Consider the following 25,480-nt stretch of genomic DNA (forward strand, 5'->3'; position numbering starts at 1 on the left):
CATGGACGCAGTCATCGTCACCGGCGGTTCCAGCGGGCTCGGCGCCGCCGTCGTCGACGCGGTGGTCAAGGCCGGCGGCCGGCCGTTCGTCATCGACCGGCAGCCGCCCCGCGACGGCGTCGCATGGGTCGAGTGCGACCTCGCCGACACCCGGGCCGCCGAGGCCGCCACCCGCGAGCTCATCGAGAAGGCGGGCGGCAGCATCGACGGCGTGGTCACCGCGGCCGGCATGGACGTGCCGGGTGCGCTCGCCGACATCCCCGGCGAGACCTGGGACCGGATCGTCACGATCGACCTGCTCGCCACGGCCGCGGTGATCCGCGCCGCGATCCCCGCCCTCAAGCAGTCGCACGGCGGGGTGGTCACGATCGCCTCGACGCTGGGCGTCAAGGCGGTCAGCGACGCCACGGCGTACTGCGCGGCGAAGTTCGGCGTCGTCGGGTTCACCCGGGCGCTGTCGGCCGAGCTGGCCGGTCAGGTCAACGTCACACTGGTGATCCCGGGCGGGATGAGGACGAAGTTCTTCGACGACCGGGACGCGCAGTACAAGCCCGGCCCGGACGCGATCCTCAACGACCCGGCCAACGTGGCCAACGCGGTCATGTTCGCGCTCAGTCAGCCCGCCGGCTCATCGGTGCGCGAGCTCGTCATCGCCGCCGAGCAGGAGAGCTCGTACCCGTGATCCTCGTGCTGCGTGCCCTCGGCGTGGGCGATCTCGCCGCGGGGGTACCGGCCATCCGCGCGGCCCGCGCCGCCTTTCCCGGCCGGACCCTCGCGCTGGCCGCGCCCACCTGGCTCACCCCGCTGATCGACCTGGTCGGCGGGGTGGACCGGGTCGTGCCCGCGAACGGGCTGGACGAGCCGCTGCCGGACCTGGGCGGCATCGAGGTCGCGGTCAACCTGCACGGCAGCGGCCCGCAGTCGCACCGGCTGCTGCGGGCGGCGGAACCCGCCAAGCTGTGGGCGTTTGCCAGCCCGGCGGCGGGGCATCACGACGGTCCGATCTGGGCCGAGGAGGACCACGAGGTGCATCGCTGGTGCCGGCTCCTGCGCCATTACGGCGTTCCCGCCGATCCGTCCGACCTGGCCCTGCGGGTCCCGGACGCCGATGTCCCGCGGGGTGTGACGGTCGTCCACCCGGGGGCGAAGTCGCCGTCGCGGCGCTGGCCCACGGCACGCTACGCCGCCGTGGCCCGCGAACTCACGGCCGCCGGCCACCGGGTGGTGGTCACCGGCTCGGGCGGGGAACGGGAGATCGCGACCGAGGTCGCCACCCGGGCCGGCCTGGGCCCCGAGGCGGTCGCGCGGACCAGCCTCGGCGAGCTGGCCGGGCTGGTCGCCCACGCCCGGCTGCTGATCAGCGGCGACACCGGCATCGCGCACCTCGCGACCGCGTACCGGACGCCGTCGGTGGTGCTGTTCGGCCCGATGTCGCCGGCGCGATGGGGCCCGCCGCCGGAGCGGGCGTACCACCGGGCGATCTGGCACGGGACGCGCTCCGAGCCGGGGGACCGGCCGGGACCGGTGCACCCCGCGCTGCTCGCCGTACGGGTCGAGGAGGTCCTCGAGGCGGCCGGCGAGGTGGAACGCCATGCGGCTGCGGCGTAGCGATCTCACCAAGCCCGGGTACGGCCGCCGCCGCAGCGGGAAGGGCTTCGCCTACCTGGACCGCGACGGCAAGCCGCTCAAGGACGCCGACGAGGTCGAGCGGGCCAAGGCGCTCGTCATACCGCCGGCGTGGACCGACGTGTGGATCAGCCCGGACCCGCGCGGGCATGTCCAGGCCACCGGCGTCGACGCGGCCGGCCGCAAGCAGTACGTGTACCACCCCGAGTGGCGGACGGCCCGCGACGAGGCGAAGTTCGACCACGCTCTCGAGGTCGCCGAGAAGCTGCCGGACATCCGCTCGCGGCTCTGCGCGGACCTGAGCAGCCGGGGGCTCACCCGCGCCCGGGTGCTGGCCGCCGTCACCCGGCTGCTCGACATGGGCATGTTCCGGGTCGGCAGCGACCAGTACGCCCAGCGCGACGAGGACCCGTCGTTCGGCCTGTCCACGCTGCGCCCCGAGCACGTGCGCACCGGCCGCGGCTGCGTGGTGCTCGAGTTCGTCGGCAAGTCCGGCAAGGACCACGCCCGGCCGGTGGAGGACGGCGAGGTCTGCCAGGTGCTGCGCGACCTGCGGAAGCGGCGCTCGGGCGAGGACCGGCTGTTCGCGTACTACGACAAGGGGCAGAAGCGGTGGCGGGAGGTCCGCGCCGACGACATCAACGAGTACCTGCGCGAGATCAGCGGTACGCAGATGACCGCGAAGGACTTCCGTACGTGGCACGGCACCGTCAAGGCCGCCGAGGAGCTGGCCGAGGCGGGACCGCAGAAGACGAAGACCGCCCGCAAGAAGGCCGTGTCGCACGCGATGAAAGAGGTCGCCGAGCTGCTCGGGAACACCCCGGCCGTGGCGCGCGCCTCGTACGTGGACCCGCGCGTGGTCGAGGCGTACGAGAAGGGTGAGACGGTCGACGAACCGACCGAGGAAGCGGTCCTCGACCTCCTCACCGACTGAGCCGCTCAGACCTGCCTCTCAGATATGGGATAGCATCCCGCATGTGAGAGAAGCCCTGGACGACCGCCTCGCCGCGCGCCTCGCCGCGTTGCGGGTGCAACGGGACTGGTCGCTGGACGACCTGGCCGGCCGGACCGGCGTCAGCCGCTCCACCCTGTCCCGCCTCGAACGGGGCGAGATCAGCCCCACCGCGTCCCTGCTCGGCAAGCTGTGCACCGCGTACGGCTGGACCATGTCCCGCCTGCTCGCCGACGTCGAGGCCGCGCCACCGCCCGTGGTCCGGGCCGGCGACCAGAGCGTCTGGCGCGACGACGCCTCGGGCTTCACCCGCCGCGTGGTGTCGCCGCCGCACGCCGGGCTGCGCGGCGAGCTGATCGAAGGGGTGCTCGACCCGGGCGCCGACATCCGGTACGACGCCCCGCCCGTCGCCGGCCTCGAACAGCACGTCTGGGTCCTCGCCGGCGCGCTGCAGCTCACCGACGGCGACACCACCCACGACCTGGAGACCGGCGACTGCCTGCGGTTCCGCCTGTGGGGGCCGACCCGCTTCCGGAACCCGGGCTCCGAGCCGGTCCGCTACGCCGTCGTGGTGGTCCTGCCGTGATCGAACGCCTGACGTCCGTCACGTTCGCTGCCGCCGTCCCGGACCTGGCGGACCTCCTGGTCGACGCGGTGGCCGGGGGAGCCTCGGTCGGCTTCCTCGCCGGCTTCGACCGCCCGGCGGCCACGGCGTGGTGGCAGGAGCGGGCCGCGGCCGTCGCGGACGGGAGCCTCGCGGTGTGGGTGCACCGCGACCCGCACGGCATCACCGGGACGATCAGTCTCGCGTACGCGGGCAAGCCCAACGCCCGCCATCGCGCCGAGATCGTCAAGCTCGCGGTGCATCACGTCGAGCGGGGCCGCGGGGTGGGCCGCGAACTCCTCGCCACCGCGGAGGAGGCCGCCGCGGCTGAGGGCATCACGCTGCTGCTGCTGGACACGGAGACGGACAGCCCCGCCGACCACCTCTACCGCTCGGCCGGCTGGCAGCGGTACGGCGTCGTCCCGGACTATGCCGCGGGGCCCGAGGGCCGGCTCAAGGCCTGCAGCTTCTACTACAAGACGGTCGGGGCCGGCCGATGAGCAGGCCATGCCCGCCATCCGAGCCCGGCAGCTGCTGATCGACTTCGGCGAGGTCATCAGCCTCGCCCAGCCGGCCGCCGCCGTCGCCGCGCTGGCGGTCGACGCCGGGCTGCCCGCCGCCGAGTTCACCGCGCGCTACTGGGCCCACCGGCCCGGTTACGACCGTGGCGCGAGCGCGCTCGGCTACTGGACCGCCGTGCTCGGCCATGAGCCCGGAAAAGCGCAGTTGCGCCGCCTCGTCGCCCGGGACGTCGCGAGCTGGCTGCACCTCGACGCCGGCACGCTCGCCCTGCTGGACCAGGTGCATGCTACGGGCGTACCCATGTCGTTGTTGTCGAATGCACCGCGGGAGCTGGCCCGCGAGCTGGAGCGGCACCCCGCCCTGAGGCCCTTCGCGCACCTGCTGTTCAGCGCCGACCTGAGCCTGGTCAAGCCGGATACGGCCATCTTCACCGCCGCGCTGGGGGCGCTCGGCGCCGCACCCGCCGACGTCGTCTTCGTCGACGACCGGGCGGACAACGTCGCGGCCGCCGCCGCGCTCGGCCTGCGAGCCTGCCTCTTCACCGCCACGTCCGCCTGCCGCGCCGAGATCTTCACAGTCACCGCCGGGATGTCCCAGCTCGCCGCATGACCCGCTGCTCAGGGCAGGCGGCGGCGGCCGGCGAACCCGAGATCCAGGCGGTGGTACCAGCCGAGCTCGGCCTCGCCCTCCAGCCAGCACAGCAGCACCGGTACGCCGTCCAGCGTCGCCGGGAAGTCGACGAGCAGCGGCGCCACGCCCTTGAGCTCGGCGCCCGTCTGCTGCACCTCGGTCATGAGCTCGTCGAGCCGGGCCTCCGCCGCCTTGCGTTCCGCGAGCCCGCCCAGCGGGGACGGCTGGCCGCCCGGGGTGAGCGCGGCCGACAGTTCCACCATGTCGGCGCGGACGGCCACCAGCTCGTCCAGCACCGGCCGGAGCCGGGCCAGCTCGGCCTGCGCCTCATCGGGCGTGAACAGTCCCATGACGATCAGTCTTTCACCCCGCGTGGCGCCGAATCACCCGGCCGTCCGCGGGTACTCGGACGGTCATGACCAGCGAGCAGAACGAGAACGTGCCCACCACGGTGACCGATTCGGGCAGCAGCACCGACCAGCAGATCTCCGGCTACGAGGAGGAGGGCTCCTTCCTGACCGACGAGGCGCCGGCGCCGACCACGCCCGCGCACGGCAGCAGCAATGCCGGCGTCAACGAGACCGGCGCGAACCGCCCGTCGCGCAGCTCGTAGGCGGCGTCCACCAGGTCGAGCCCCTCGGTGCGGTGGGTGAGCAGCAGCACCGTACGCCCGTCGGCGGCGCCGAGCAGGTCGGTCATCAGCTCCTCGGCGGCCGCCTCGTCCAGCCCCTCGGTGGGCTCGTCGAGGATGAGCAGCTCCGGGCGGGCGAGCAGGGCCCGTGCGGTCGCCAGCCGCCGGCGCTGACCGCCCGACACGGTGCTGCCCGCGGCGCCGAGGAGGGTGTCCAGGCCGTCGTCCAGCCCGGCGAGCCACGGGCCGAGGCCCACCCGGGTCAGGGCCGCGGCCAGCTGCGGGTCCGTCGCGGCCGGGTCGGCGAGGCGCAGGTTCTCCCGTACGGTCGAGGCGAAGACGTGGTCCGCCTCGTCGCCGACCAGGACCGTCCGCTGTGGACGGTGCACCGTACCGGCGCGCGGGTCGAGCAGCCCGGCGACCACGGCGGCCAGCGTCGACTTGCCCCCGCCGGAGGGTCCCCGCACGGCCACCTTCGCGCCGCGCGGCACGTCGAGGTCCACGCCCCGCAGGCTGGGCGGCCGCTCCGGGTCCCACCCCGCGACGAGGCCGCCGACGGTCAGCCGGTCGGCGTGCGGGACCGTACGGGTGGCGCTCGGCGGCTGCGTCGCGATCTCGTCCAGCCGGTGCCGGGCACCGTCCGCGCGCCGCCTCGCCACCGCGGCGTCCGGCAACGTGGCGACCGGCTCGCCGAGCGCCACGACGCCGAGCAGCAGCACGGCCGACCACTCGGCGGAGAGCCCGCCCGCGTCGCGCAGCACGAGTGCGGTCCCGGCGACGGCCACCGCCCACCCCGCGAGGCTCAGGGCCGACGCCGCGCCGGCAGCGCGGGCGGCTCGAGCTTCGAGGGTGGCCAGGGCCCGGCTCCGCCGGTCGGGTACGCCCAGCGCGTCCCCGCCCCGCACCGCGAGCTCCTCCACGCCGTCCACGGTCTCCACCATGGCGTCCCGTAGCCGGGCACGGGCGGTTCCGGTCGCCGCCTCGGCCCGCCCCGCCTGCCACCCGGCCAGCGCGGGAGCGAGACCCACCGAGACCAGGACGCCCAGGCCCAGCGGTACGGCGGTCCACCGCGACACCCCGGCCGCCACCGCGACCCCGGCGAGCACCGTCACCGCGGCGGACAGGGCGGGGAGCCGTCCGCGCAGCAGCCCGTCGACCCGCAGGTCCACGTCGCCGGCCACGCGGCCCAGCAGGTCACCGCGGCGCCGCAGCCGCGGTCCGGGCACCCGGGGGACGAGGTCGGCGAACACCCGCGACCGCCACTCGCCGAGCCGCGCGAACGCCACGTCGTGCGCGACGAGCCGTTCCAGGTAGCGCAGCAGCGGCCGGGCGACGGCCGAGCCGCGGACGAGCACGACCGCGGTGGAGAGGGTGAGAACCGGCGGCAGGAACGAGGCACGGACGAGCAGCCAGGCGGCGGCGCCGGTCAGGACCAGCCCGGCCAGCGACGACGCCGTACCGAGCGCGACGGCGGTGCCCGCTCGCCGCGGCAACCAGGCTGTCTTCCTAGGATGCTCTACGGGGTGTGCGGCAGGCCGCGTCTCTCGGCCGGCCGGGGACGGGACTGCTTGGGCGGGCGCGGCCACGTCGATGACCCGATCCGCCTCGGTCAGCAGCGCCCGCCGGTGCGCGACCGCCAGGACCGCGCAGCCCTGGGCCGCTGCCGTGCGCAGTTGGGCCACGACGAGTCGTTCCGTCTCCGCGTCGAGGTGGGCGGTCGGCTCGTCCAGCAGCAGTACGACCGGGCGCCGGGACGCGGCCCGCAGCAGCGCGGCGAGTGCCAGCCGCTGGCGCTGTCCCGCGGACACGCCGCTGCCCAGCTCCCCGAGGATCGTCTCCGGGGTGACCTCGTCGTCCAGGCCGACCGTGCGCAGCGCGGCCCGGACCTCGGCGGGCGCCGCGCCCGGGAAGACGTCGGCGACCGTACGGACGTGCGGCAGCGTCGGCCGTTGCGGCAGGTACAGCACGCCGGGGCCGGACAGCTCGACGTGGCCCTCGTCGGCCGGCTGCAACCCGGCGAGGACGCGCAGCAGCGTGGTCTTGCCCGCGCCGGAAGGGCCGCGCACCGCCACCAGCTCGTGGTCGCGTACCGCCAGGGGGCCGGTGACCAGCGCGTCCCGCCCGGCGCCGGGGTAGCGGGCGCGCAGGGCGGTCGCGTACACCGCGGGGCGGTCGCCGCCGCCGGTCGTGGGCAGGTACGCCGCGTCGTCGCTCAGCACCTCGTCCACCTCTCCGATCACCGCGGACGCGTCCGCGCTCGCGTGGTAGCGGGCCGCCATCTCGCGCAGCGGCCGGTACGCCTCCGGGGCCAGCAGGATCACCAGCAGGGCGTCGCCGAGTCCCATGCCGCCGCTCGCGACGCGCAGGCCGGCCTCCACCGCGATCAGCCCGACGGACAGCGTGCCGACGAGGTCGAGCGCGGTGGAGGACAGGAAGGCGACGCGCAGGACCCGTACGGTCGCGGTCCGGTGCTGGTCGGTGAGGTCGCGCACGACGGCGGTCTGGCGTTCGGCCCGGCCGTACACCCGCAGGGTCGCCAGGCCGCGTACGACGTCGAGGAAGTGGCCCGCCAGGCGGGCGTCGGCCTGCCACGCCTGCCGGGCGCGCTGCTGCGTCGCCCAGCCGACCAGCGCGCCGAGCAGCGGTACCAGCGGCAGCGTGAGCAGCGCGATCAGGGCGGAGAGCGGGTCGACGACGGCCATCGCGGTCAGGACGAGCGGGGGCAGCAGCACGCCCAGCGTCAGGGCGGGCAGGTATCCGGTGAACCACGGCCGCAGCGCGTCGAGCCCGCCGGTCAGCACGGCGCTCAGCCGGCCGCTGCCGTAGCTCGCGACCCAGGCCGGCCCGTGTCGCAGCGCCGCCGCGAGCGTGCCGCGCCGCAGCTCGTCGGTGACCCGGGCGGCGGTGCGCTGGGCGGCGATCTGCTCGGCCCAGGTGAGGGCGGCCCGCGCCAGGAGCGCCGCGGCGAGCATTCCGATCGCGTCGCGGCCGGTGACGATGCGGGTCAGGGCGACGGCGACGGTCACGGTGACGGCCGCCTGTCCGGCGCCGATCAGGGACAGGAGCGCGATTCCCGTACGCCCGGAGCGCGCGTGCCGCAGCAGCCGGGGGTCCAGGGGCGCGCGGCTCACGAGGGCACCCGCTCGCTGGCGACCCGGCGGCGGAACACCCAGTACGAGAACGCCTGGTAGACGAGCACGCCCGGCAGCACGACGACCCCGACGACGCTGAGCAGCCGCAGCGCCGAATCCGTGGCCGCCGCTCCGGTCATGGTGAGCGACCAGGCGGGGTCGAGCGTGCTGCGCAGGACGACGTCGCCGTGTGCGGTGAACACTGCGACGACCGCGGCGGCCACGCCCAGCGCGGTGCCGCCGAACGCGACGAGCTCGCGGCCGTGCCGGGCCACCAGGGTGATGCCCATGCACAGCACCGCCGCGGCGAGCACGAGCCGGCTCCCGGTGGCGAAGCCGGCCCCGCCGAGGGAGACCGTCCCGACGGCGGCGACGCGTACGCTCCACCGGCGTGCCCGGGCATGCACGGGCCCGGTGGTGCGCAACGCGAGGAAGGCAGCCCCGATGAGCAGGGCGGCGTAGAGCGCGAGGCCGGCGCCCGCGAGCGCGGGCCAGGAGAGCAGCGGGCCGAGGCTGCGGTTCAGGCCGCTGCCGGTGACCTGCCCGTCCGCGCCCAGCGCGAGCCCGTGGGTGAGTACGCCGAGCACCGCGCCCCAGAGCAGCACGATGGCCGTGGAGCTGGCGGCGAGGGCGGTGTCGCAGCGGCGGCGCCACCGTTCACCGTCGCCCTTGCCGCGGAACTCGAGGGCGACGCCGCGGACGGCCAGCAGCAGCAGGAGGACGGTCATGGGCAGGTAGAGGCCGGACAGCAGGGCGGCGTACCAGTCGGGGAAGGCGGCGAAGGTGACGCCGATCGCGGCGACGAGCCACACTTCGTTGCCGTCCCAGAACGGACCGACCGTGCGCACGATCGCTCCGCGTTCGTGGTCGTCGCGGCCGAGCACCGGGCCCAGCACGCCGACGCCGAAGTCGAAGCCTTCCAGGACGAAGAACAGCACCCAGCAGAGCACGACGAGCGAGAACCAGACCGTGACCATCGTGACGCTCCTCAGTAGACCGGGGCGGGGATCTTCTCGGCGGCCGGCTCGGCGGCTGGCGCCGGGGCGAGGGGTTGCCGGGAGAGGTGGCGGACGAGGCGCAGCCAGACGACCGCGAGGATGCCGTAGACGACGGCGAAGCCGATGAGCGACGCGAGGACCTCGCCGCGGGTGAGGCCGGGGGAGATGCCGTCGGCGACCCGCGAGATGCCGAACGCGAGCCAGGGCTGCCGGGCGGTCTCGGTGAAGATCCAGCCGAAGGTGTTCGCGGCCGCCGGCAGGATCGGGATCAGCGGCAGGAAGCGCAGCACCAGCGGGTGGGTCCTGCGCCCCTTGCGCGTGCTCCACAGGTAGTACGCGGCCACGGCGGCGGCGAGCATGCCGATGCCGATCATGAGCCGGAACGTCCAGAACGCCACCGGGACCATCGGGATGTAGCTGCCGGGGCCGTACTGGGCGGCGTACTGGGCCTGGAGGTCGTCGAGGCCCTGCACGGTGGCGCCCGGGCTGCCGGCGGCGAGGATCGACAGCAGCTTGGGGATCTCGACGCTGAGGAACGGCTCCCCGCCGTCCGGGCTGCCGAGGGCGAAGACGGAGAAGGGCGCGCCGGTGGTGGTGGCGTACAGGGCCTCGGCGGCGGCCATCTTCATCGGCTGCACCTCGGTGATGACCTTGCCGAGGTGGTCGCCGGTCAGCGCGGTCAGCGCCCCACCGGCCACGGTGAGCCAGGCACCGAGGCGGGCCAGCGTACGGAATCCGGCCTCCCCGGCGGCGCGCAGCCGCCACACGCCGATGGCCAGCAGCAGCGATCCGCCGGCCATCAGCGCGCCGGCGAGGGTGTGCGGGAACGCGGCGAGGTTGACCTTGTTGAGCAGCAGCGCGCCGAAGTCGTCGAGCCGGGCGCGCCCGGTGACCGGGTCCAGGGTGTACGCCACCGGGTTCTGCATGAACGAGTTGGCGGCGAGGATGATGAAGGCGCTCATGACGGTGCCGAGCGCGACGACGACGATCGTGGCGGCGTGCACCTTGCGGGGCAGCCGGTCCCAGCCGAAGTACCACAGCGCGAGGAACGTGGCCTCGAGGAAGAACGCGAGCATGCCCTCGATGGCGAGCGTGGGGCCGAAGACGTCGCCGTAGAAGCGGGCGAAGCTGCTCCAGCCCATGCCGAACTGGAATTCCTGCACGAGCCCGGTGACCACGCCGACGGCGAAGGTGACGATCAGCAGCTTGCCCACGAACTTGGTGAGGTCGCGGTACTTGTCGTCGCCGGTGCGCAGCCAGGTGAGCTGGAGGCCGGCGGCCGTGGCGGCGAGGCTGATCGACAGCGGCACGAAGAAGTAGTGGTAGATCGTCACGACCGCGAACTGCAGCCGGGTCAGGTCGAGCACGTCCATGCCGGGTCCCCTTCTACGACGTCTCGTAGTAGATACTACGGCGCGTAGTACGACGTCGTGAGTAGAGTGGGTCACATGGCACTCGGGGACCTCGAACGCGAGGTCATGCAGCAGTTGTGGGACGCCGGTGAGCCGCTGACCGTGCGGCAGGTGCACGAGCGCCTGAGCCGGCGGCGGGAGTTGGCGTACACGACCGTCATGACCGTGCTCGACCGCCTCGCCAAGAAGGGTGTGGTCACCCAGCAGAAGGCCGACCGCGCCTACCGGTACGCACCCGCGCAGTCGCGCGAGGAGATGACGGCCGCGCTGATGCTCGACGCGCTCAGCGCCGCGCCCGACGGCGTACGCGACGCGGCGCTGGCCCACTTCGTCGGGCGCCTGGACCCCTCGGCGCTGACCGCCGCGATCGAGGCGGCCCGGAAGGAATCGGCCGCGGAGTCGTGACCGCGCTGCTGCTCGGCGCGCTGGGCCTGACGCTGTCGCTGGTCGTGCCGGGGGTCCTCGCCACCGCCCGCTGGCCGGCCCGCGCGCCGGCCGCCGCGGTCGTGCTGTGGCAGAGCATCACCCTGACCGGCATCCTGTGCGCGCTCGGCGTCGTGCTCGCCGCCCCGCAGGAGCTGGTCGGCGCGCTGGGCTCCGGCACCCCGGCCGGCGTCGCGGCCCTGCTCGCCGCCCTGGCGGTGGCCGCGGTGATCATCATCCGGTTGCTGGCCTCGCTGGCCGGGGTGACCCACCGGTCACGCACCCGCCGGGCCCGGCACCGGATGCTCGTCGACCTGCTCGACACCGCGGAGCGCCACGGCGAGCTGCCCGACGAGGTGCCGGCCGGGCTGCGGGTGCTCGACGGCCCGCTGCCGTTCGCGTACTGCCTGCCGGGCCGCCGCCCGCGGGTCGTGCTCAGCGGGGGAGCGCTGCGCGTCCTCGACCGGATTCAAGTGGGCGCGGTCATCGCCCATGAGCAGGCGCACCTCCGGCACCGGCACGACCTGGTGATGGAATCCTTCACGGCGTTCTACCGGGCGGTCCCCGGGCCGCTGCGCAGCCGGGCGCCGCTGGACGCCGTCCACCTCCTGCTGGAGATGGTGGCCGACGACGCGGCCCGGCGCCGCTGCGGAGCCGCGCCGCTGAGGAGCGCGCTGGCGGTGCTCGGCGACGCCGTCAGCCCCGACGGGCCCGCGGAAGCGGCCGGGGACGCCGGCGAGGAGCGGCGGCGACGCCTGTCCCGCCTGACCGGCGACGATCCCCGCTCGGCGCCCGTGGCGGCCGGTGCGGTGGCCGCCGCCATCGCATTGTTGGTGTTACCCACAGTGATCCTGGTGGTGCCCTGGCTCGACCGGGCGCTCTCGGCGTGGCCCCTTTAAGTCTTCCTTAATGACCCTCCGTAACGGGGAGGCCGGGTTCAGTTCCGCCGTGATCGGGAGTACGGTGGTGCCCGGCTCGTCGGTCCCCCCTCGTCCAAACCGGGCGACCCGGCGGGTCACCGCCTAATCGTGCCCAGCACGAGCCGGGGACCCACGACCCCGGGGTGAAGCCGCGGCACCATCGCGGCCGGGCGCGCTTCCCGCCCGAACCCGACAGCTAACCCGGTCGGCGGCCGAGGGAAGAAAGGACACTGCACCTACGTGAAACGGATCGGGACGCGACGCGCCGCGATTCTGCGCAGCCTGCTCTGTGTCATCGCCGCGACCGGGGTGATGCTTGTCCCCACCGCGGCACACGCGACACCGTCGCCCTCGAGCATCGAGAAGCAGATCGACGAGCAGTGGAACAAGCTCGAACCGGTCATCGAGCAGTACAACGACGTGCACAACCAGCTGATCAAGAACCGTGCACAGCTCAAGAAGATCAACAAGCGGCTGCAGCCCCTGCAGCTGCAGGTCGATCTCGCCCTGTCGCAGGTGGGCGGCATGGCGGCCGACGCGTACAAGCAGGGATCGCCCGGCGCGATGCAGGCGATGCTGGTCAGTGGCTCGCCCACCGGCCTGACCGAGAAGCTCACGTTCCTCGATCAGATCGCCCGGCACCAGCAGCAGCAGATCGCGGGCGTGGCGAAGCTGCGCGACAAGTACGCGAAGGACCAGCAGGCTCTGACCACTCTCACCGACGCCGTGGCGGCACGCGACAAGGACCTCGCCGCGCGGAAGAAGGAGATCCAGAAGAAGGTCGACGATCTGCAGAAACTGCGGATCAGGGCCTACGGTCAGAGCGGCGCGAGCGACGGTCCGCTGCGGACCGGCCCGTGTCCGGTGGACTACACCAACGACAAGGGCGGACGCGCGGCCCAGAAGGCGTGCTCGCTGATCGGCATCAAGTACATCTTCGGTGCCGAGGGACCCAACGGGTACGACTGCTCGGGCCTGACCAAGGTGGCGTGGGCGGCCGTGGGAGTGCACCTCGAGCACTTCACCGGCGACCAGGTCCACACCGGACGGGCCGTCAGCCGCAGCGAGCTGCAACCGGGAGACCTGATCTTCTACGGCAGCCCGGTGCACCACGTGGGCATCTACGTGGGGGGCAACACCATGGTGCACGCACCCCACACCGGTGACCACGTCCGCATGGCCAGCATCGACCGCAGCGGCGCGATCACAGCGATCCGCCGACCGGGCTGAGCCGGCCGACCACCACCGCACCACCGGAGAGCCGCCACCGCCCGTGGCGGCTTTTCCTTTCCGGCACACTGTCCGGCGTGCACCCCGCCGTCTTCACCCGCAACGTCACCAGCGCCTGGGGCGACATCGGCCGCCGATGGCTCGCCACGCTGCCGGACCTCGTCGCCGCCGTCGCCCACGAGTGGGACCTCACGGTCGGTGACCCGTACCCGCTGACCTTCAACTGGGTGGCCCCCGCGCGCCGCGCCGACGGCTCCGCGGCGGTGCTGAAGCTCGGCGTCCCCGAATCCGGGCATCTGCGCAGCGAGGCGATTGCGCTGGAGGCGTTCGGCGGAGCCGGCGCGGTGCGGCTGCTGCGCCGCGACCACGAGCGCGGGGCGCTGCTCATCGAACGCGCCGAACCGGGCACCACGCTGCGCACCCTTGTGCGGGAGCACGACGAGCAGGCCACGGCCGTCCTCATCGCCGCCATGCGCCGCCTGCACCGGCCGGCGCCGCCCGGCATCAGCCTGCAACCGCTGGAACAGCGCCTGGAGGACTTCGCCGGGCACAAGGAGCGGTACCGGGGGCTCGACCCCTTCCCGCCGGGCCTCGTCGACCAGGCGATGAGCCTGCACGCCGACCTGTGCGCGTCCGCGACCGGCCGCGTCGTCCTGCACGGCGACCTGCACCACGAGAATGTCCTCGCCGCCGGGCGAGAACCGTGGCTGGTGATCGACCCGCACGGCGTGGCCGGCGATCCGGGCGCCGAGCTCGGCCCGGCGCTCTACAACCCCCTCGACGGCGACGAACCCACGCTCCGGCTGCTCCCGCGCCGCGTCGAACAGTTCGCCGACGGCCTGGGCATGCCGCTCGACCGCGTCGTGGCCTGGGGCTTCGCGCAGGCGGTGCTGTCGGAGGTGTGGACCGCGGACGGCGGCGTGCCCCGGCCCGGCCGCGCCCTCGAGGTGGCCCTGGCGCTGCGGTCCCGGCTGTCCTGAACCGCCCGGGGGCTCAGCGCAGCTCCTGGATGCGGATCAGGTTCCCGGCGGGATCCCGGAAGGCGCAGTCGCGCATACCGTACGGCTGCTCGACCGGCTCCTGGACCACCTCGGCGTCGGCGGCGCGCAGCCGCTCGAACGTGCCGTCGAGATCCTTCGTGGCCAGCAGGATCCAGCCGTACGTGCCCTTGGCCATCATGTCGGTGATGAGGCGCCGCTCGTCGTCGGTGATGCCCGGGTCGGTCGCCGGCGGCGCCAGCAGGATCGACGTGCCGGGCTGCCCGGGCGGGCCCACGGTGATCCAGCGCATCGGGCCCGAGCCCACGTCGGCGCGCACCTCGAAACCGAGGGTGTCACGGTAGAAGGCCAGGGCGGCATCGGGGTCGTCGTGCGGCAGGAAGCTCGCGGAAATGGTGAGGTCCATGGGCTCACGCTAGGGCGGCGCGAGGGCCGGCGCTTCTCGATTCCTGACCGGCCGGGTCACCTGTTTCGCCAGGCACGGCGGCAGGTCCGCGGGCGCCTCGGCCGCCCGCTTCCGGTACGCGCTGGGTGGCATGCCGACCAGCTCGGTGAAGCGGGTGCTGAAGGTGCCCAGCGACGAACAGCCCACCGCGAAGCAGACCTCGGTGACGCTGAGCCGGCCCACCCGCAGCAGCGCCATCGCCCGCTCGATCCGCCGCGTCATCAGATAGCTGTACGGGGACTCGCCGTACGCGGCGCGGAAAGCGCGACTCAGGTGCCCGGCGGACATGTGCGCGCCACGGGCGAGCGCCGCCACGTCCAGCGGCTGGGCGTACTCGCGGTCGATCCGGTCCCGCACGCGGCGCAGCCGGACCAGATCGCGGCGGTGCTCGCTGGTCACAGCCCCGATCGTACGACCGGGCACCCGCCAGGGTCTGTTTCGCACCCGGAGGCCGGGCTGCGGCGGGCCCAGATCCCGCCTGCGCACGTCCCGCGAAAGCCGGGATACAACACCGGTATCCAGGCTTCCCCGGGCCGCACGCAGACGAAATCTGGACTCCGCCTCGCTCCGACCCCGGGTACGAAGCAGACCCTAGGCCCAGGGCGCGCTGATCTCGTCCTCGACGTACAGGACCGCGGTGTCGCGGCCCGTGTCCTTGCCGCGGTGCATCGCCCGGTCCGCGTGCCGGATCAGCGTCTTCGCGTCCGTACCGCCCGGGTAGGCCAGCGCCACCCCGACGGTGCAGCCGACCTCGAGCCGCAGCCCGGCGACCGCCGCGCTGGCCGAGACGCCCTCGATGATCCGCCGCGCCACCGTCATCGCCTCGTCGGCGCCGCGCACGTGGGTCAGCAGCACGCCGAACTCGTCGCCGCCGCGCCGGCCGGCCGTGTCCGTCTCCCGCGTCGTGCGCTTGAGCACGCCGCTGACCGTCTGCAGCAGGCGGTCGCCGACATCGTGACCGTACGTCTCGTTGATCGCGCGGAACCCGTCCAGGTCGCACAGCAGCATCGCCACCGGGTGCTGGTACCGGGTGCCCTGCGCGAGCGCCCGGGCCAGGTCCCGCTCCAGCGTCGCCCCGTTCGCCAAGCCGGTCAGCGCATCGTGCGACGCCGCGTACGCGATCCGGTCCTGCGCCGCCCGCCGGTCGGTGATGTCGCGCTGATGGGTGACGATCGCCTGCACCGACGGGTGCGCCAGCATGTTGCGCGCGACGATCTCGTGCCAGTACCACGACCCGTTCGCGTGCCGTACGCGCAGCTCCGCGGAGTGCTCGACGGTGCTGTCCGAGGTGAGCAGGCGCGCGAACAGCTCCACCGAGGCGGCCTCGTCCTCCGGGTGGAACAGGCCACGCAGCACCTGCCCGCGCAGCTCCTCGGGCTTGTACCCGAGCACCGGCCGCGCCGCGGGGCTCACCCACGTCACGTCGCCGGAGGCGTCACACAGCGTGATCACCTCGGAGCCGTCGCGGACCAGCGCCCGGAGCCGCTCCTCGCCACGCCGCGCGGACGCCTCGGCCCGCTCCCGGTCCTCGGCGAACCGCCCCAGGGTCCACGCGCCCGCGACGACAACGGCGGCCACGAGGGCCGCCAGCACGTGCGACTGCGGCGCGTCGAGACGGCTGTCCAGTACACCGCCGGCGATCAGCGCCTGCCCGGCGCCGATCGCCGCGACGGCCGCCGCCGCCACCGGCTTCCACGCCCGGGAACCGCACGCCGACACGTACGCCGTGACGAGCCCGAGGTGCAGGACGGCCAGGGGTGCGCCCCAGCCGGCCGCGTACATGACGGCGGTCAACGGCACCACGGACAGGGGGATGCGCCACCAGGCGCCGTCCCCGCACGCGAACCGTACGGCCCTCGCGATCGTCGGATGGCTCACGCTGCTGTCCCTCGTCGTCCGGCGGTGCGCCCGGTCACCGGGTGCCGGTCCTCCATTCGGCCGGGTTGCCGGGCATCCAAGAAAGGGGCGCGGAAAATCGGGACGGCGGCGGGCTCGGGGCGACGGACCGCGTGGGCGTCGGAAGTGTCGACGGGGCCGGGCATAATCGCCTCTCATGAGCGACGCCCTGATCGACAGCCTGACCGCGGCGGTCGGCGCGCGGCCGGACGACCTGCCCCTGCGGCAGCACCTCGCGGAGCTGCTCGTCGCCGCCGGCCGGCCCGCCGAGGCGATCGGGCACGCCGCCCAGCTGCTGGCCCGCGACCCGGACGACCGGGCCGCCCAGCGCATCATGGCCGCCGCCCTCGGCACCGCGCCGGGCGGTGCCCCGCCTTCCCCGCCCGAGCCCACCGCGCCGCCGTCCTCCGGCCCGGCCGCGCCGCCGTCGCCGCCCGATTCCACCGCGCCGCCGTCCTCCGGCCCGGCCGCGCCGCCGTCGCCCGCCGGGCCCGCCGCGCCCGGTCCCGGCCCCACGTCGTCCGGGGAGCCGCCCGCCCGGCCGCCGGGCGGCGTCGACTGGGCGGCCTTCGAGAGCGAGCTGGAGGGCGTCGTCCCGCCGCGCTTCACCGCGGCCGACGAGCCCGAGCCGGTCCGTGGCCACGACGACCGGGCGTTCGACGTCGAGCGGTCCGTCGTCACCCTCGCCGACGTCGGCGGCATGCAGGAGGTCAAGAACCGCCTCGAGCTGTCCTTCCTCGGACCGCTGCGCAACCCGAAGCTGCGCACGCTGTTCGGCAAGAGCCTGCGCGGCGGGCTCCTGCTGTACGGGCCGCCCGGCTGCGGCAAGACGTTCCTCGCGCGGGCCGTGGCGGGGGAGATGGGCGCCGCGTTCGTGTCGTTGTCGATCACCGACGTGCTCGCGATGTGGATCGGCAGCTCCGAGCGCAACCTGCACGAGCTGTTCGCCGCCGCGCGCGGGCATGCGCCGTGCGTGTTGTTCCTCGACGAGATCGACGCGCTCGGGCACAAGCGCAGCCAGCTCGGCTCGTCGGCGATGCGGACGCTCGTCAACCAGCTGCTCACCGAGCTGGACGGGGTCGACGGCAACAACGACGGGCTGTTCGTGCTCGCCGCGACCAACGCGCCGTGGGACATCGACGCCGCGTTGCGCCGGCCCGGGCGGCTCGACCGGACGCTGCTCGTGCTGCCGCCGGACGAGCCGGCACGCGCCGCGATCCTCGAGTACCACCTGCGGGACCGGCCGGTCGCCGGGATCGACCTGGCCGGGCTCGCCGCCGCCACCGACCGCTTCTCGGGAGCCGACCTGGCGCACGTCTGCGAGACCGCCGCCGAGTTCGCGATGCGCGACGCCATCAGCACCGGCGAGGTCCGCATGATCAGCCAGGCGGACATGACCGCGGCGGTCCGCGAGGTCCGGCCCTCCACGGACGCCTGGTTCGCCACCGCGCGCAACGTGGCCCTGTTCGGCAACGCGAGCGGCGACTACGACGACCTCGCGGCGTACCTGAAGCAGCGCAAGCTCCTGTGACCGGGCTGGACGCGTACCGTCAGGCCCGGCACCTGGCCGAGGTCGGCCGGCACGGCGACGCCGAGGCGAAGCTGCGCGCGGCCCTGAGCGCCGAGCCGGGCGACGCCGACCTGCTCACCCTGCTCGGGTACGTGCTGCGCCAGCAGCGCGACTACGTGGCGGCGCTGCAGGCGTGCGACGCCGCCCTGGCCGCGAACCCCGGCCTCGCCGACGCCCACGCGGAACGCGCCGAGTCGCTGATCGCCCTCATCCGCGACGAGGAGGCCATCGTCGCCGCCGGCGAGGCGATCCGGCTGCGCCCCCACGACCCGGGCGGCCACCTGGTGCTGGCCCGCGCGCTGACCTCCGCCAAGCGGTACGACGCGGCCCGCGCCGCCGCGCGGCACGGCCAGTCGCTCGCCCCGCAGTCGGTGGAGGCGCTGCTGACGATCGCCGACCTGGAACGCGACGCCGGCAACCGCGACGAGGCGGAACGCGCGACGCGGGCGGCGCTCGCCCTCGAGCCGGACAACTCGTACGGCCGCTGGCTGCTCGCGATGCTCGACGCGGAACGGCTACGGGTCCGCCGGTCGATGCGGGCCCTGCGCGACGTGGCCCACGAGAACCCGGCCCGCCCCGACGTCATCTCGATGACGTGGCCGATCCGCAGCCTGCTCAGCGCGCTGCGCCGCTGGTTCTCCGTGGCGGTCCTGCTCGTCACCGCCGCCGCGGTGGTCGCGACGGTGTGGGCCCCGGCGGCGTTGCCGGCGCGCGTCCTCGCTGTCCTGATCGGCCTCGTCGTGGCCGGGTTCGCCGTCCGGGTGCTCGTCCCGGCCGGCCGGTTGCCGTGGCGCTGCCTGCGGCTGGTGCCCTGGCTGCTGCGCCGCGCCACCCTCACGGGGGCGGCCACGGTGGCGGTGATGGTCGCGCTGCTGTTCGCGTACGCCGCGACGGGCGTCTGGTGGCTCACGGTGCCGGCCCTGGCGGGCGTCCCCGTGCTGTGGGCGGGCGGGTTCGCCGAGCTGCTCGGGGCGCGCCTGGACGACCCCGGCTACATGCACGCGGTGAAGATGCTGGGGCGCGACCTGCAGAACTTCCGCGTCGAGCTGAAGAAGTGGTGGACCGACTCGAAGCGGGAGCTCCGCGAGGCGTGGAAGGACCCGGAGGCGGCCGACAAGGAATCAGGGAAACCGCCGCGATGAGCCACGGGCACCACCACGGGCCGGCGCCCGCGTCGTCCCGGCGTACGCGGCGCGTCGTGACGGCCGTGCTCGTGCCCGCTGCCCTGGTCACGCTCGTGGCGCTGGTGCTGCTGTGGCCGGGCAGCGTCCGCGGCACCGCCGACCTCGCCGGCGGGCAGCGCGCCCTCGGCACGGTCACCGCCGTCGACGAGCGCACCTGCCCCGCCGGCTCCCCGCAGCAAAGGTGCGGCTCGGCCACCGTACGCGTCACCGACGGCCCCGGCACCGGCACCCGGCAGGCCGTCGACCTGCCCCAGGGACCCGGATCGACCGGCCTGCACGCCGGCGACGACGTGGTGCTGCTGTACTTCCCCGACGCGGTGCCCGGCGGCCGGGCGTACTCGGTGGTCGACCGGCAACGGTCCACGCCGATGATCTGGCTGGTGGCGCTCGCGGTCGTGGTGATCCTCGCGTTCGGCCGGTTGCGCGGCGTCACGTCGCTGGCCGGCCTGGCGGTCAGCTTCGGGTTCCTCCTGCTGTTCGTGGTTCCGGCCATCCTGGACGGCTCGCCGCCGCTGCTGGTCGCCGTGGTCGGCGCCTCCGCGATCATGTTCGCCGCCCTGTACCTCACCCACGGCGTCAACGTGCACACCTCCGTGGCGGTGGCCGGCACCCTGGCCAGCCTCGTCCTCACCGGGCTGCTGGGCGCGCTGTTCACCGCCGCGATGCACCTGACCGGGGCGGGCAGCGACGACAGCTCGTACCTGTCGGTCACCCGCGCTGGGCTGGATTTGCGCGGCCTGCTGCTCGCGGGCATCGTGATCGGCGCGCTGGGCGTCCTGGACGACGTCACGGTCACCCAGGCGGTGACCGTGGCCGAGATGACGCCCGCCGCGACGAGCCGCTGGGCGCTGTACCGCTCGGCCATCCGGGTCGGCCGCGCGCACGTCGCGTCGGCGGTCAACACGATCGTGCTGGCGTACGCGGGCGCGTCGCTGCCGTTGCTGCTGCTCATCGCCGCGGGCAGCGAACCGGTGGGGGAGCTGCTGACCGGCGAGTTCCTCGCCCAGGAGGTGCTGCGCACGGCCGTGGGCACGATCGGGCTGGTCGCCTCGGTCCCGATCACCACCGCCCTGGCCGCGCTCGTCGCCGAACCCGGCGGTGGTCCGGCGTCCGGCGGCCCGTCCTCCGGTGGCCCGGCCCACGGCGGCCCGGCCTCCGGATCCGCGAACCCGCCGGGTCGCCCGGTCCGGCATGCCCGCCACCGCGGCTGAGGCAGAGATGCCGCGGCTGACGCAGAGACACCGCGGCTGACGCAGAGATGGAGTGCGCATGGTGACCCTGGACTGGCCCGGCTGCCACAACGCCCGCGACGTGGGCGGCCTGCCCACCGTCGACGGCTCGGCCATCCGTCCCCGCGCCCTGCTGCGCTCGGGCCACCACACCGAGCTCACCCCCGCCGGCATCGCCGCTGTCCGCGCGGCCGGGATCAGCCGCGTGCTGGACCTGCGCCGGGACGTGGAACGCGACGCGTACCCCAGCCCGTTCGCCGGCGACCCCGGCTACCTGCCCACGCCGGTCCTGCTGGACGTCGTCACGTACGAGTACCCGGACGACTCGTACGGTCCGCTGCTGGACCACAACCAGCCGCGTGTCGCGGCGGCCTTCCGCGCGATCGCCGAGGCCCCGCCCGGCGGTGTCCTCGTGCACTGCCGCGGCGGCCGCGACCGTACGGGCGTCCTCGTGGCCCTCGCGCTCAGCGTCGCCGGGGTCGCGCCCGACGTGATCGCCGGCGACTACGCGCTCACCGGGGACTCCCCGGCCGCCGTCATGCTCAACACCTTCGAGCATCTGGAGCGCGCGTACGGCGGTGTGCCCGCGTACCTGAGCCGCATCGGCATCACCGAGGCCGAGCGGGAGGCGGTGCGCGACCGGCTCCGCGAGCCCGCGTACCTCACGGAGACCCGCGACGGCTACAACCGCTTCGCCGCCGAGTACGCCGACCTCTTCGGCGATGTCCTGGCCCGCAACGTGTGGGAGCGCACCATGCTCGGCGGCTTCGCGGAGCTCGTGCGCGCCGAGCCCGGCCCGGTCCTCGAGGTGGGTTGCGGCATCGGCACGATCACCGCGTACCTGCACGGCCTCGGTCTGGACATCGCGGGTCTCGACCTGGCACCGGAGATGGTCGCCGCCGCCCGCCGTGACCACCCGTCGATCACCTTCGATGTCGGCACGATGGCCGCCCTCGCCCACCCGGACGCCGCCCTCGCCGCGGTCCTCGCCTGGTATTCGATCATCCACGTCCCCGACGACGAGCTCCCCGCGGTCCTCACGGAATTCCGGCGCGTCCTGCGCCCCGGCGGGTACGTCTTCCTGGCGTTCCAGGTGGGTGACGAGGCGCGGCACGTCCGGGACATCACGTTCCTGCGGCGGCAGCCCGAGCGGGTCGCCGGCGTGCTGCGGGAGGCCGGCTTCGACCTGTGCCTGCAATCGGTCCGGGCGCCCGATCAGGAGGGCGCGGCGGAGCAGCTGCCGCAGGCCTATCTGCTGGCCCGCACCCCGAGGCCGCCGGTCGGCGCCTGACGGCTGCGGTCAGCTGCGGGCCGTGCCCGTGATGGTCGCCCAGCTGCGCCGGTCGCCCCAGATCGAGAGCGGGTCCACGTACGGCCGGGCCAGCGCGAGCAGTTCCGCGTCGCCCCGGCCGTGCAGCTCGTCCTGCGCGATCTGCCGTACCGTCCCCGCGAGGATGTCGGCCAGCTGCACCCTCGGCTCCGACTCGGCCGCGGCCAGCTCCACCCGGGTGAGCACCAGACCGGCATGCCGCAACGCCCGCTGCAATCGCGCCACCCGCTCGGCGGGCAGCATCGTCTGCCGATCGTGCACGATCGTGACCGGCCGCCCGCCGTCACCCCACCGCGCCACGGCACGCAACAGCGCCGGGATCAGCGGGTCCAGGACGGACAGCGAGGGATCCGCCTGCAGGCGTACGCGCAGAGCTTCCGCGCTGTCCCTCCGGAAGCCGTCGGAGCCGCCCGCCACGTCGAAGAAGGCGTCCACCGGCCCCGCCAGATCCCGCCGATCCTTGCCCCGCATCAGGTTGTTCGCCGCGACGAGGAACGCGGGCTCCGGGCCGTCCGCGGCGTGCCGCCGGTAGAGCTCGTCCGACACCTCCCGCGCCCGGCCGCCGTCCGGGCCCGACTGCCACCACCCGGTCCCCGTGCCGCCCGGCGGGCCCAGCAGGACCTCGGCGAGGGTGCCGATCAGGAAGTACGCCTTGTCGATCAGGTACACGTGCGCGGCGCGGAACAGCGGGCTGGACGGGCCGAGGAACCACACCAGCGCCGAGCGGTGCTTCTCGCGCTGGAGGTGGTTCGCCTTGTACTGGGTCGCGGGGGAGCGGATGCGGCGGCGCAGTTCGGCCAGGCATCCGGCGGCCACGGCTGCGGAGAGGTGGACACCGGCGTGGGCGAAGACGTCCGTGGTGGTGCCGATGAGCTTCTCGCCCTCGTACCCCGACTCGTCGCACACCAGCTCAACGGGCTGCACGGGTGCAGTATACCGATAAAGAGTTCTAGAACGATGGGCAGAGTTGTGGCATGATGGCCACACAGTTCTAGAACACTTGGAGTCGCGATGACGATGAGCGTGATGCGGGATCCGGCCGCGGCGGGCCGGTTCGGCGCCTTCGGCGGACGGTTCGTCCCCGAGTCTCTGGTGCCGGCCTGCGAGGCCCTGGAGGAAGCGTTCCGCGAGGCGTGGGCCGACCCCGCGTTCCGTGGTCAGCTCGACATGTTCCGTACGGTCTATGCGGGCCGGCCGACCGCGCTGACCCCCGCCTGGAACCTCTCCGCCGAGCTGGGCATCACGCTGCTCCTCAAGCGTGAGGACCTCGCGCACACCGGCTCGCACAAGATCAACAATGTGCTCGGGCAGGCGCTGCTCGCGCGGCGGATGGGCAAGACCCGGCTCATCGCCGAGACCGGGGCCGGCCAGCACGGCGTCGCCACGGCCACCGCCGCCGCGCTCTTCGGCCTGCGCGCGACCGTCTACATGGGCGAACGCGACATCGAACGCCAGGCCCTCAACGTGTTCCGGATGACCCTGCTCGGCGCCGAGGTCGTGCCGGTCACCAGCGGCAGCCGGACGCTGAAGGACGCCACGAACGAGGCGCTGCGGCAGTGGGTCGCGGCGGTCGAGGACACCCACTTCTGCCTCGGGTCGGTCGCCGGGCCCCACCCGTACCCGTGGATGGTCCGGGAATTCCAGCGCGTCATCGGCGAGGAGGCGCGGCGGCAATGCGCCGCGGAGCTCAGCACAGGCGTCCCGGACGTCGTCGTGGCCTGCGTGGGCGGCGGGTCGAACGCCGCCGGGACGTTCGCCGGTTTCGTCGGCACCGGCGCCCGGCTGGTCGGCGTCGAGGCGGCAGGCGGCGCGGCGATGACCCACGGCACCCCGGGCATCGTGCACGGCTCCCGGTCCATGGTGCTGCAGGACGACGAGGGCCAGATCGCCGAGGCACAGTCCATCGCGGCCGGTCTGGACTACCCGGGCATCGGCCCGGAACACGCCCAGCTGGGTGCGGCGGGCCGCGCCGAGTACCAGACCGTCACCGACGGCGAGGTGCTGACGGCCGTACGCCGGCTCGCCCGCGCCGAAGGCATCATCTGCGCGCTCGAATCGGCGCACGCGGTGGCGTGGGTGCTGCGCGCGGCGGGCACGGACGAGCTGCCCCACGGGTCGACGGTGCTGCTCACGCTCTCCGGCCGCGGCGACAAGGACATGATCCAGCTGAGCGACATGGCCGCGCTGACGGGAGGCCCCGCATGAGCACGCTGGGCGCGACGCTGCGGGCCGCCGGGCGACCGCTGCTCATCCCGTACGTCACGGGCGGCCTGACCGCCAATTGGACTGACTACCTGGACGCGTGCCAGGACGCCGGCGCGGACGCCATCGAGATCGGCCTGCCGTTCTCCGACCCGATGCTCGACGGCACCACCATCCAGCGGGCGTCGGACCGCGCCCTCGCCCGCGGCGCCACGATCGGCGGCATCCTCGCGGGCATCGAGGCCGCGTCCCGGCGGCTGAGCGTCCCGCTGATCGTCATGACGTACGCCAACCTGGCTCTGCGGCTCGGCGCGCCCCGCCTCGCGGCGGCCGGCGTCCGCGGCCTGATCGTGCCCGACCTGCCGCTCGAGGAGTCCGCGGCGCTGGAAGCCGCCGCCGCCGAGGCGGGCATCGACCTGATCCTGCTGGCCGCGCCGTCCACCCCGGACGACCGGCTCCGGGAGATCCGCCGGCGCAGCCGGGGCTTCGTGTACGCGGTGAGCGTCATGGGCACGACCGGCGAACGGGACACGCTCCCCGCGACGGCGGTGGAGCTGGTCCGCCGCGTCAAGCATCACCAGCCCGATCCGGACGGTCCGGAGCGGCTTCCCGTGCTGATCGGGTTCGGGGTGTCGACGCCGGAACAGGCCGCCGAGGCGGGACGCGCCGGGGACGGGGTGATCGTCGCGTCGGCCCTGATGCGTAGGGTGCTGGACGGGGCCACCCCGGACGACCTGCGCGTCGCCGTCGCGGCCCTGCGCACCGCACTCGACCTGGGGGTGTCCTCTGGAACGCCGTACGCCGAAGTATCAGGTGATCGCCGATGACCTGACCGCGAAGATCCGCGCCGGCGACCTCGCACCGGGCACGATGCTGCCACCCCAGAAAACCCTCAGCGCCCGGTACGGGGTGACCCTCGCGACGCTCCGCCAGGCCCTGCAGCAGCTCGAGGACGACGGCCTGGTCTCGCAGGAACCCGGCCGCGGCACCTTCGTGGCGTCTCCCCGGCTCATGTACCGGCTCGACTCGCTGCGCGGGCTCGCGGAGGACCTGAAAGCCCAAGGTCAGGAGGTCAGCACGCTGATCCTGGGCCAGGAGCTGCGCCGCCCCCCGGCCGCGATCGCCGCGCACCTCGAGGTTCCCGCGACCCGGCGCGTGCTGCGACTGGAACGGGTACGCCTGCTGTCCGGGCGCCCGGCGGTCCACCAGCTGTCCTGGGCCCCGGGCCGCCCCGGCCTTCCCCTGGCGGACCTGGACTACAGCGGCGCCTCCCTGTACGCGGTGTTCGCCGCGCACGGCATCGTCGTGCACCGGGCGTCGGAGGTGCTGCGCCCGGCACTGCTCGACGAACCGACCGCCGCGCACCTGCACCAGGCCGCGGGCCAGCCGGTGTTCGTGTCGGAACGGGTCACGTACGGCCTCGACAACCGCCCCATCCTCTACGACCGCGCCACGATCCTCGGCACGGTCATGGAGATCCGCACGGAACGCGCCGCCACGGGCATCTCCATGCAGTGGACCCGCCACGACCACTGACCCGCGCCGGC

The 25,480-nt window shown here is 74.3% G+C and carries 25 protein-coding genes and 1 riboswitch; of the genes, 17 read left to right on the top strand and 8 right to left on the bottom strand.

Annotation, left to right across the window (positions count from 1 at the left end; all coding sequences use genetic code 11):
- Position 1: 1 nt before the first annotated feature.
- The 6 genes from IT780_RS28465 to IT780_RS28490 are packed head-to-tail and all read left to right on the top strand — an operon-like array spanning position 2 to position 4,313.
- Positions 2-682, top strand: a complete 681-nt coding sequence (locus tag IT780_RS28465; RefSeq protein ID WP_199514857.1) for an SDR family oxidoreductase — start codon at positions 2-4, stop codon at positions 680-682.
- Positions 679-1,608 carry a glycosyltransferase family 9 protein gene (locus IT780_RS28470; protein WP_199514858.1) on the top strand — a complete coding sequence of 310 codons (930 nt, stop codon included), beginning with the start codon at positions 679-681 and terminating at the stop codon, positions 1,606-1,608. Before IT780_RS28465 ends, IT780_RS28470 begins: the two co-directional genes overlap by 4 nt.
- Positions 1,592-2,560 (top strand): DNA topoisomerase IB, encoded by a 969-nt coding sequence (locus IT780_RS28475; RefSeq protein WP_199514859.1) that lies wholly within the window; start codon positions 1,592-1,594, stop codon positions 2,558-2,560. Before IT780_RS28470 ends, IT780_RS28475 begins: the two co-directional genes overlap by 17 nt.
- A 43-nt stretch (positions 2,561-2,603) precedes the next feature.
- Positions 2,604-3,164, top strand: coding sequence for a helix-turn-helix domain-containing protein (locus IT780_RS28480; protein WP_199514860.1), 561 nt, complete (start codon positions 2,604-2,606; stop codon positions 3,162-3,164).
- Positions 3,161-3,682 (top strand): GNAT family N-acetyltransferase, encoded by a 522-nt coding sequence (locus IT780_RS28485; RefSeq protein WP_199514861.1) that lies wholly within the window; start codon positions 3,161-3,163, stop codon positions 3,680-3,682. The genes IT780_RS28480 and IT780_RS28485 overlap by 4 nt, the downstream gene beginning before the upstream one ends.
- 7 nt (positions 3,683-3,689) lie before the next feature.
- Entirely contained in the window at positions 3,690-4,313 is a 624-nt protein-coding gene (locus IT780_RS28490) for an HAD-IA family hydrolase (RefSeq protein WP_199514862.1), read from the top strand.
- 8 nt (positions 4,314-4,321) lie between these two features.
- Here IT780_RS28490 and IT780_RS28495 read toward each other — a convergent pair whose 3' ends face one another.
- From IT780_RS28495 to IT780_RS28510, 4 genes are all read right to left on the bottom strand, one after another.
- Positions 4,322-4,684 carry a DUF2203 domain-containing protein gene (locus IT780_RS28495; protein ID WP_199514863.1) on the bottom strand — a complete coding sequence of 121 codons (363 nt, stop codon included), beginning with the start codon at positions 4,682-4,684 and terminating at the stop codon, positions 4,322-4,324.
- Between the two features lie 142 nt (positions 4,685-4,826).
- Positions 4,827-8,096, bottom strand: a complete 3,270-nt coding sequence (gene cydC / locus IT780_RS28500) for a thiol reductant ABC exporter subunit CydC (protein WP_199514864.1) — start codon at positions 8,094-8,096, stop codon at positions 4,827-4,829.
- Entirely contained in the window at positions 8,093-9,073 is a 981-nt protein-coding gene (cydB, locus tag IT780_RS28505) for a cytochrome d ubiquinol oxidase subunit II (protein WP_199514865.1), read from the bottom strand. Before cydB ends, cydC begins: the two co-directional genes overlap by 4 nt.
- A gap of 11 nt (positions 9,074-9,084) precedes the next feature.
- Positions 9,085-10,467: a cytochrome ubiquinol oxidase subunit I gene (locus IT780_RS28510; RefSeq protein ID WP_199514866.1), complete on the bottom strand. Its 1,383-nt coding sequence runs from the start codon at positions 10,465-10,467 to the stop codon at positions 9,085-9,087.
- Positions 10,468-10,542: 75 nt separating this feature from the next.
- Between IT780_RS28510 and IT780_RS28515 the strand changes: the two genes are divergently transcribed.
- From IT780_RS28515 to IT780_RS28530, 4 genes are all read left to right on the top strand, one after another.
- Positions 10,543-10,911 carry a BlaI/MecI/CopY family transcriptional regulator gene (locus tag IT780_RS28515; RefSeq protein ID WP_199514867.1) on the top strand — a complete coding sequence of 123 codons (369 nt, stop codon included), beginning with the start codon at positions 10,543-10,545 and terminating at the stop codon, positions 10,909-10,911.
- Entirely contained in the window at positions 10,908-11,828 is a 921-nt protein-coding gene (locus IT780_RS28520) for a M56 family metallopeptidase (protein WP_199514868.1), read from the top strand. Before IT780_RS28515 ends, IT780_RS28520 begins: the two co-directional genes overlap by 4 nt.
- Positions 11,829-11,938: 110 nt before the next feature.
- Positions 11,939-12,075, top strand: a riboswitch (cyclic di-AMP (ydaO/yuaA leader).
- A gap of 14 nt (positions 12,076-12,089) precedes the next feature.
- A complete protein-coding gene (locus tag IT780_RS28525; protein WP_199514869.1) occupies positions 12,090-13,079 on the top strand; it encodes a C40 family peptidase in 990 nt (329 codons plus the stop codon).
- 227 nt (positions 13,080-13,306) lie between these two features.
- Complete coding sequence (locus IT780_RS28530) at positions 13,307-14,059, top strand: aminoglycoside phosphotransferase family protein (protein ID WP_443678592.1); 753 nt, start codon at positions 13,307-13,309, stop codon at positions 14,057-14,059.
- Positions 14,060-14,072: 13 nt separating this feature from the next.
- Here the strand turns inward: IT780_RS28530 and IT780_RS28535 are convergent, their stop codons facing one another.
- From IT780_RS28535 to IT780_RS28545, 3 genes are all read right to left on the bottom strand, one after another.
- Complete coding sequence (locus IT780_RS28535) at positions 14,073-14,483, bottom strand: VOC family protein (protein ID WP_199514871.1); 411 nt, start codon at positions 14,481-14,483, stop codon at positions 14,073-14,075.
- Between the two features lie 9 nt (positions 14,484-14,492).
- Positions 14,493-14,945 (bottom strand): helix-turn-helix transcriptional regulator, encoded by a 453-nt coding sequence (locus IT780_RS28540; RefSeq protein ID WP_199514872.1) that lies wholly within the window; start codon positions 14,943-14,945, stop codon positions 14,493-14,495.
- A gap of 168 nt (positions 14,946-15,113) precedes the next feature.
- Positions 15,114-16,400: a sensor domain-containing diguanylate cyclase gene (locus IT780_RS28545; RefSeq protein ID WP_199514873.1), complete on the bottom strand. Its 1,287-nt coding sequence runs from the start codon at positions 16,398-16,400 to the stop codon at positions 15,114-15,116.
- A 175-nt stretch (positions 16,401-16,575) separates the two neighbouring features.
- On the opposite strand from IT780_RS28545, the gene IT780_RS28550 reads away from it, so the two are divergent.
- Genes IT780_RS28550 through IT780_RS42200 form a run of 4 tightly spaced genes read left to right on the top strand, consistent with a single transcriptional unit; the run spans position 16,576 to position 21,692 of the window.
- Positions 16,576-17,949, top strand: a complete 1,374-nt coding sequence (locus tag IT780_RS28550) for an ATP-binding protein (protein WP_199514874.1) — start codon at positions 16,576-16,578, stop codon at positions 17,947-17,949.
- Positions 17,946-19,130 carry a tetratricopeptide repeat protein gene (locus IT780_RS28555; RefSeq protein WP_199514875.1) on the top strand — a complete coding sequence of 395 codons (1,185 nt, stop codon included), beginning with the start codon at positions 17,946-17,948 and terminating at the stop codon, positions 19,128-19,130. Before IT780_RS28550 ends, IT780_RS28555 begins: the two co-directional genes overlap by 4 nt.
- Positions 19,127-20,383: a YibE/F family protein gene (locus tag IT780_RS28560; protein WP_199514876.1), complete on the top strand. Its 1,257-nt coding sequence runs from the start codon at positions 19,127-19,129 to the stop codon at positions 20,381-20,383. The genes IT780_RS28555 and IT780_RS28560 overlap by 4 nt, the downstream gene beginning before the upstream one ends.
- Before the next feature lie 58 nt (positions 20,384-20,441).
- Positions 20,442-21,692, top strand: a complete 1,251-nt coding sequence (locus IT780_RS42200) for a tyrosine-protein phosphatase (protein ID WP_233413632.1) — start codon at positions 20,442-20,444, stop codon at positions 21,690-21,692.
- Between the two features lie 9 nt (positions 21,693-21,701).
- Here the strand turns inward: IT780_RS42200 and IT780_RS28570 are convergent, their stop codons facing one another.
- Complete coding sequence (locus tag IT780_RS28570; protein ID WP_199514877.1) at positions 21,702-22,655, bottom strand: hypothetical protein; 954 nt, start codon at positions 22,653-22,655, stop codon at positions 21,702-21,704.
- 87 nt (positions 22,656-22,742) lie between these two features.
- Here IT780_RS28570 and trpB point away from each other — a divergent pair, with 87 nt between their 5' ends.
- Genes trpB through IT780_RS28585 form a run of 3 tightly spaced genes read left to right on the top strand, consistent with a single transcriptional unit; the run spans position 22,743 to position 25,469 of the window.
- Positions 22,743-23,936 carry a tryptophan synthase subunit beta gene (trpB, locus tag IT780_RS28575; protein WP_199514878.1) on the top strand — a complete coding sequence of 398 codons (1,194 nt, stop codon included), beginning with the start codon at positions 22,743-22,745 and terminating at the stop codon, positions 23,934-23,936.
- Entirely contained in the window at positions 23,933-24,760 is an 828-nt protein-coding gene (gene trpA, locus IT780_RS28580; protein ID WP_199514879.1) for a tryptophan synthase subunit alpha, read from the top strand. The genes trpB and trpA overlap by 4 nt, the downstream gene beginning before the upstream one ends.
- Positions 24,747-25,469: a GntR family transcriptional regulator gene (locus tag IT780_RS28585; RefSeq protein WP_199514880.1), complete on the top strand. Its 723-nt coding sequence runs from the start codon at positions 24,747-24,749 to the stop codon at positions 25,467-25,469. Before trpA ends, IT780_RS28585 begins: the two co-directional genes overlap by 14 nt.
- The last annotated feature ends 11 nt before the right edge of the window (positions 25,470-25,480 follow it).

This window comes from Nucisporomicrobium flavum (assembly GCF_016464385.1).
Taxonomy (GTDB): Bacteria; Actinomycetota; Actinomycetes; order Mycobacteriales; family Micromonosporaceae; genus Actinoplanes; species Actinoplanes flavus_A.